Genomic DNA, 6,337 nt, shown 5'->3' with positions numbered 1-6,337 from the left:
ATTCCCCCTTTTACAAAGGGTGAGGTGCGCTTGTTCAAAAAAAGGAGGGCTGATTCTTCCCTTTTTTTCAGAGGAGGAGGCGCACTCGTTAAAAAAGTTATGATGAGCCCCCTTTGAAAAAGGGGGTTGGGGGGATTTGCCGAATCGCAGCCGGTGCCTCAAGAGAATTTGCAGTTGTGCAGAGCCCTCTCAGGGGAAAACGCGAATGTCCAGTTGCCCTTTTTGGTCCAATTCGATCAATACCCGCTTGCCCCAGGCCGGATGCTTCGCCAGTTGCTCGCCGTCCAGGTAAATACCGTTGATGGCAATGATTTCCGGTTCGAAGGTTTCACAGAAAATCCGCGCCTGAGGCATGCCATTGACACCGGCCGCCGCCGTGCCCTTGAGTGCGCCATGAACATAGATCGAGCCATCGGCAACCACTCGGGCGCCCGCGCTGACCATGTTGATGATAATCAGGTCGGCCTGTTTTGCATAGATCTCGGCGCCCGAGCGCACGGGGTGACGAATCACGGTGGGCGGGTTCAGTGCATGGGCCGGATGTTCTGCTTCAGGCGCGGGCACCTCCTTGGCAGCGGGCTTTGGTGGCTCCGATTCAGGGGGGGCGGGTTCTTTGGGTGTTTCAACGGGGGGCGCTGCTTTGGGTTCCGGGGCAGGGCGACCTTCGATGTGCGGTAGTCGGGCCTGTGTCGCCTGTTCGCGTTGTTTTGCATTACCGCCCAACACGGCAATCGGTTCGAGCTGGTAGTTGCGGAGCAGGCTGATCAGCGCCGGGAAATCGACCCATTTGCCGCTGTTCTCGATACCGGAGAGATCGATCAGTATCGGTTCCGGTTTGCTGAAGATGCCTTGCCCGCCGAACGTGTCCTTGAATGCTCTCGTCAGCTTCAGCAAATGGGTTTCTCGCAGAACCAGGCAAGTAACGGGGGTCGGGTTGCGGTGCAGGCTGAAGGTTTCGTGTTCGATCGGGATAAAGGGCGATGGGCTCATGGATGGTTTGTCTGGTTATATTTCTGATTATATTTCGGGATGAGATTCTTTCGTTGGATCTTGTTCGTTGAATCGGTACCGTGATGCTTTATAACTGACAGAGGGCCAATTCGAAAGCGACATCGTGATTGACCTGATAAGGGTGCCCGGTCCGGCGATCCAGCCGCATGAAGCGGACGATGACCCGATGCTTGCTGGCGCTGATTTCCGGATAGACATTGCTGTTGTCATCCAGTAGGACGCGTACAAGTTGATAGGGCGTGCCCAAATCCAGATTCAGCTGGAAGAAGCCGTCTTCTGCTGTTCTGGGCTCAGGGGCAACACTTTTCCTGATGAGATCTATCACCAGCTCATTCGCGCGTCGAATGGTTGCCAGAGGTTCCAACCACTCGACAAAATCCTCCCGTCGCTCCGAGTAGGGCTGAGCCAGCCAGTGGTGCAGTGCGGCCAGATCGAAGGCGCACAAGGCGCCGGGAATGGAAGCCCGTTGACGAATGGCATTGAGGAGTTCGTGCTTTTTGAGGTGGGTGCCCGGCTGTGTGCTCATGCGGAGCAGTTGGTCGAGCAATTGCGCCTGCTGGTCCAGCACCTGATTGAGAATTTCGGCGTTGACCTGCGGCGTGTGCGCCACGTGCAGCAGCTTGGCCTGTTGGCGTTCCAGTTCCTTGATGAGCTCGCGTTTGACATCGATGCGGCCGAGCACGTCGGTGGCTTCGATCAGGATCAGGATCGCACACAACGAACCCTCGGCAGATTCGTCCGCCAAGTGCAGTTCAAAGCGATCGAACAGGTATTCGAGCCGCAGGCAGGCACGAATCCGTTCATTCAATGGTTGTTCGAAGTTTTTCAGAGCATCCGTCCCGGTAAAATGCCTTTCAAATCGATGATCGTCGATGGTACACCCAAAAAACACTTGATTGCTACGCTCTCGGGCTTCGCCTTTGGCCCTTGCTGCCGCCTCATTCCGGTTCATAACCCAGAATGGGCGCCAGCCAGCGTTCGGCTTCCTTCTCGGACCAGCCCTTGCGCCCGGCGTAATCGTGGGTTTGATCCCGGCCGATTTTCCCCGTGCCGAAATAGCGGGCGTCGGGGTGGGCGAAGTACCAGCCAGAAACGGCGGCGCCTGGATACATCGCGAAGTTCTCAGTCAGCGAAATCCCCGCGCGGGTATCCGGTTCGAGCAAGGACCAAAGCGTGCCTTTTTCGGTGTGATCCGGGCAGGCGGGGTAGCCGGGGGCCGGGCGGATGCCCTGATACTGCTCGGCAATCAGGGCTTCGTTATTCATGGGCTCGTCGGGGGCATAGCCCCAGAATTCGGTGCGCACGCGGTAATGCAGGTGCTCGGCGAAGGCTTCGGCCAAACGGTCGGCCAGTGATTTGAGCAAAATGGCGTGGTAATCATCCATTGCCTTTTCGAAGCGTTCGATATGCGGTTCGATACCGTGTCCCGTGGTGACAGCAAAGCCACCGATCCAGTCCTTTATTTTCTTGCCGGTGGGGGCGATGAAATCGGCCAGACACTGGTTCGGCTTGCCGCCGGTACGTGGCATCTGCTGGCGGATGTGGTGCAGTGTCGTCAGGACGGATTGGCGTTTTTCGTCGGTAAACACGCGAATATCGTCGTCGATGCTGGCAGCGGGCCAAAAACCGATCACACCACTGGCCTTCACCCATTTCTCTTCGACCATGGTCTTGAGCATGGCTTGCGCGTCGTCAAACAGTTTGCGTGCTTCAACACCGACTTTTTCATCGTCGAGAATCGCCGGATATTTGCCGAACAGTTGCCAGCTCTGGAAAAACGGCGTCCAGTCGATAAAGGGCAGGATGTCTTCGAGCGGGTAATCTTCGAATACGGTGATACCCGGTTTTTTCGGTGCCACGGGGGTGTAGTTCGAATAATCCATGACCTGTTTATTGGCCCGTGCTTCGGCCAGTGTGGCGCGTTTGGCTTCTTCCTGATTGGCCTTGCGGCGGGCGACGAGCACCGCGTACTCGCTGGCGATTTCCGCTGCGTAAGCGGCCTTGTTGTCGCCAAGCAAGCTGGCGGCTACCCCCACCGCGCGCGAGGCATCCAGCACATGCACGACGGGTTGATTGTAGGCAGGGGCAATTTTCAGGGCGGTGTGCAATTTGGACGTGGTTGCACCGCCAATCATCAAGGGCAGGGAAAAACCTTGACGCTGCATTTCGCTGGCCACGGTCACCATTTCGTCCAGTGACGGCGTGATCAGGCCCGACAAGCCAATGAGATCACATTTTTCCGCAATGGCGGTATCGAGGATTTTTTGGGTGGGTACCATCACGCCTAAATCGACAATCTCGAACCCATTGCACTGCAACACAACGCCAACGATGTTCTTGCCGATGTCGTGCACATCGCCCTTGACGGTCGCCATCAGGATTCGCCCGGCAGATTGCACCGCGCAGCCACCGGCGGCGGCTTCCGCTTCCATGAAGGGTAAGAGGTGCGCGACGGCCTTTTTCATCACGCGGGCCGATTTGACGACCTGCGGCAGGAACATCTTGCCGGCGCCAAACAGATCGCCGACGATGTTCATGCCATCCATCAGCGGGCCTTCGATGACATGCAGCGGGCGTTCGGCAGCCAGCCGGGCTTCTTCGGTATCCTCGATCACGAATTGGTCGATACCCTTGACGAGCGAGTGCGCCAGCCGCTCGTTGACGGGCAGTTCGCGCCAGGCGAGGTCTGCGCCGGATTTGGTTTCGCCCGTGCCGCTGCCGCGATATTTTTCGGCAATTTCCAGCATTCGGTCGGTCGCATCCGGGCGACGGTTGAGCACAATGTCTTCAACCGCTTCGCGCAGTTCGGCGGGGATATCTTCCACGACGACCAGCTGGCCCGCGTTGACAATTCCCATGTCCATGCCAGCGGCGACGGCATGGTTGAGAAACACGCTGTGAATCGCCTCGCGCACCGGTTCGTTGCCGCGGAAGGAGAACGAGACATTCGATACGCCGCCGGAAATCAGCGCATGGGGCAGGTTTTGTTTGATCCAGCGGGTGCCTTCAATGAATTCGACGGCGTAGTTGTTGTGCTCTTCAATGCCGGTGGCAATGGCGAAAATATTCGGGTCGAAAATGATGTCTTCGGCAGGGAAGCCGACTTCTTCGGTGAGCAGCTTGTAGGCGCGCGAGCAGATCTCGATCCGCCGCTGTACGGTATCGGCCTGGCCTTGTTCATCGAAGGCCATGACCACGGCCGCCGCGCCGTAACGCCGCACCAGGCGCGCGTGTTCGAGGAAAATTTCCTCGCCTTCCTTCATCGAGATCGAATTGACGATCGGCTTGCCCTGTACCCATTGCAAACCTTTTTCGATGACATGGAATTTCGAGCTGTCGAGCATGATCGGCACGCGGGAAATGTCGGGTTCCGAGGCGATCAGCTTCAAAAAGCGCTCCATCGCCGCTTCGCCGTCAATCAAGCCTTCGTCCATGTTGATATCGATGACCTGCGCCCCGGCCTCAACCTGCTGGCGGGCCACATCGAGCGCGGTGGCGAAATCGCCCTCCTTGATCAGACGGCGGAAGCGGGCGGAACCGGTGACGTTGGTGCGTTCGCCCACATTCACGAACAACGATTCGGGCGTGATATTGAACGGCTCTAAGCCCGACAAGCGGCAGGCAGGCTCGGGCATGGGCGGTACGCGCGGCGGGTAGGGAGCGACCTGTTTGGCCATGTGGGCGATGTGTTCCGGCGTGGTGCCGCAACAGCCGCCGACGATGTTGATGATCCCAGAGCGTGCCCATTCGCCGATTTGCTGCGACATCGGGTCGGCTTGAAGGTCGTATTCGCCCAGTTCGTTCGGCAGCCCAGCATTCGGGTGAACCGATACGGGGAATTCGCTCACGCGGGAGAGTTCTGCGACGTACTGGCGCAGCAAATCGGGGCCGAGGGCGCAGTTCAGGCCGATGGATAAGGGCTGTGCGTGGCGCAGGCTGTTGTAGAACGCTTCGGTCGTCTGGCCGGAGAGCGTGCGCCCGGAGGCATCGGTAATGGTGCCGGAAATCATCACCGGCCAGCGTTGGCCGCGATCGGCAAACAATTGTTCCAGTGCGAACACGGCCGCCTTGGCATTGAGTGTGTCGAAAATGGTTTCGATCATCAGAATATCGACGCCGCCCTCGATCAAGCCTTCGGCCGATTCACGGTAAGCGGTGGCGAGTTCTTCGAAGGTGACATTGCGGTAGCCGGGGTCGTTGACGTCGGGGGAAATCGAGCCGGTACGACTTGTCGGGCCGAGAATACCCGCGACGAATCGTGGCTTTTCCGGTGTCTTTCGTGTTTTGGCATCCGCGCATTCGCGGGCGAGGCTGGCTGCCGCAACGTTGATCTCGTAAGCCAGCTCCTGCATCTGGTAATCGGTCATCGAGATGCGGGTGGCGTTGAACGTGTTGGTTTCGATGATATCCGCGCCGGCATCCAGATAGGCGGTGTGAATATCGGCGATGACATCCGGTTTGGTCAGCACGAGCAGGTCGTTGTTGCCTTTGAGATCGACCGGCCACTCTGCGAACCGTTCACCTCGGTAATCCGCCTCGGCGAGTTTGTGTTTCTGGATCATGGTGCCCATGGCACCGTCGAGAATCAGAATGCGCTCTGCCATCAGGGCGCGCAGCTGGGCGAAAACGGGATGTTCGATTATTTTTTGAGCCATGAGTTTAGTGAGCCAGGATTAATGTGGGCCGGGGGCGTGGGAGTCGAATTTGTTAGCCTTGATGGGCTAAAGCGGCGGCTGGCCGAGGCCACGTGCGCGCAGTTTCTGTTTGCGCCGTTTGTGCAGGATGACATTCAGCCGCCATAAAAACTGAATGGTGAAAAAACTGATGACCGCGCTCAGAGTCGCAAGCACGAGCAGGCCGGTCAGCAGTGGCGGCCAGATGACATGCAGTTGCGTCATGACCCATTCAAAAGTGATGCCCGTCGTCGGCACAGTCACCGTGCAGCCCGTGAGCCAGGATCCGATGATATAGGCCACCCAGAGAATCGGCACCATGGTAAACGGGTTGGATAGCAACGGCATGGCTACGGCCAACGCAACATTCACCCGAAAAAAGACGGCGGCGATGGCGGCCAGCAGCATCTGGAACGGTGTCGGCAGAAAAGCGATGAACAGGCCTACGGCCACGCCGCCGGACACCGAACGTCGGTTCAGATGCCATAAATTCGGGTGCGCCAGCCACTTGGCAAAAGGGCGCATGAACGCCGGAGCCAATACGGCCTCCTTGCTCGGGGCCCATTTGCGGAAAAACTTGCGCGGCATAACATTCTCGAACTGATTCAGAATCAGGAGTATAACCAATTCAGGCGACAGATAGCGGCCCGTCT

Annotated in this window: 4 protein-coding genes; all 4 read right to left on the bottom strand. The window is 58.0% G+C overall.

Annotated features, from left to right (window positions below; genetic code table 11):
- Positions 1-189 precede the first annotated feature (189 nt).
- Positions 190-990 carry a septum site-determining protein MinC gene (gene minC, locus M7R55_RS01070; RefSeq protein ID WP_298217714.1) on the bottom strand — a complete coding sequence of 267 codons (801 nt, stop codon included), beginning with the start codon at positions 988-990 and terminating at the stop codon, positions 190-192.
- An 88-nt stretch (positions 991-1,078) separates the two neighbouring features.
- Positions 1,079-1,963 (bottom strand): cell division protein ZapD, encoded by an 885-nt coding sequence (gene zapD / locus M7R55_RS01065; RefSeq protein WP_298217712.1) that lies wholly within the window; start codon positions 1,961-1,963, stop codon positions 1,079-1,081.
- Positions 1,950-5,666 (bottom strand): methionine synthase, encoded by a 3,717-nt coding sequence (gene metH / locus M7R55_RS01060; RefSeq protein ID WP_298217711.1) that lies wholly within the window; start codon positions 5,664-5,666, stop codon positions 1,950-1,952. Before metH ends, zapD begins: the two co-directional genes overlap by 14 nt.
- A gap of 66 nt (positions 5,667-5,732) precedes the next feature.
- Complete coding sequence (locus tag M7R55_RS01055; RefSeq protein ID WP_298217709.1) at positions 5,733-6,272, bottom strand: DUF2062 domain-containing protein; 540 nt, start codon at positions 6,270-6,272, stop codon at positions 5,733-5,735.
- Positions 6,273-6,337 lie beyond the last annotated feature (65 nt).

Origin of the sequence: Halothiobacillus sp. (genome assembly GCF_027346185.1) — a bacterium.
Lineage (GTDB): Bacteria > Pseudomonadota > Gammaproteobacteria > Halothiobacillales > Halothiobacillaceae > Halothiobacillus.
This window is presented reverse-complemented; position numbering and strand designations above follow the sequence as displayed.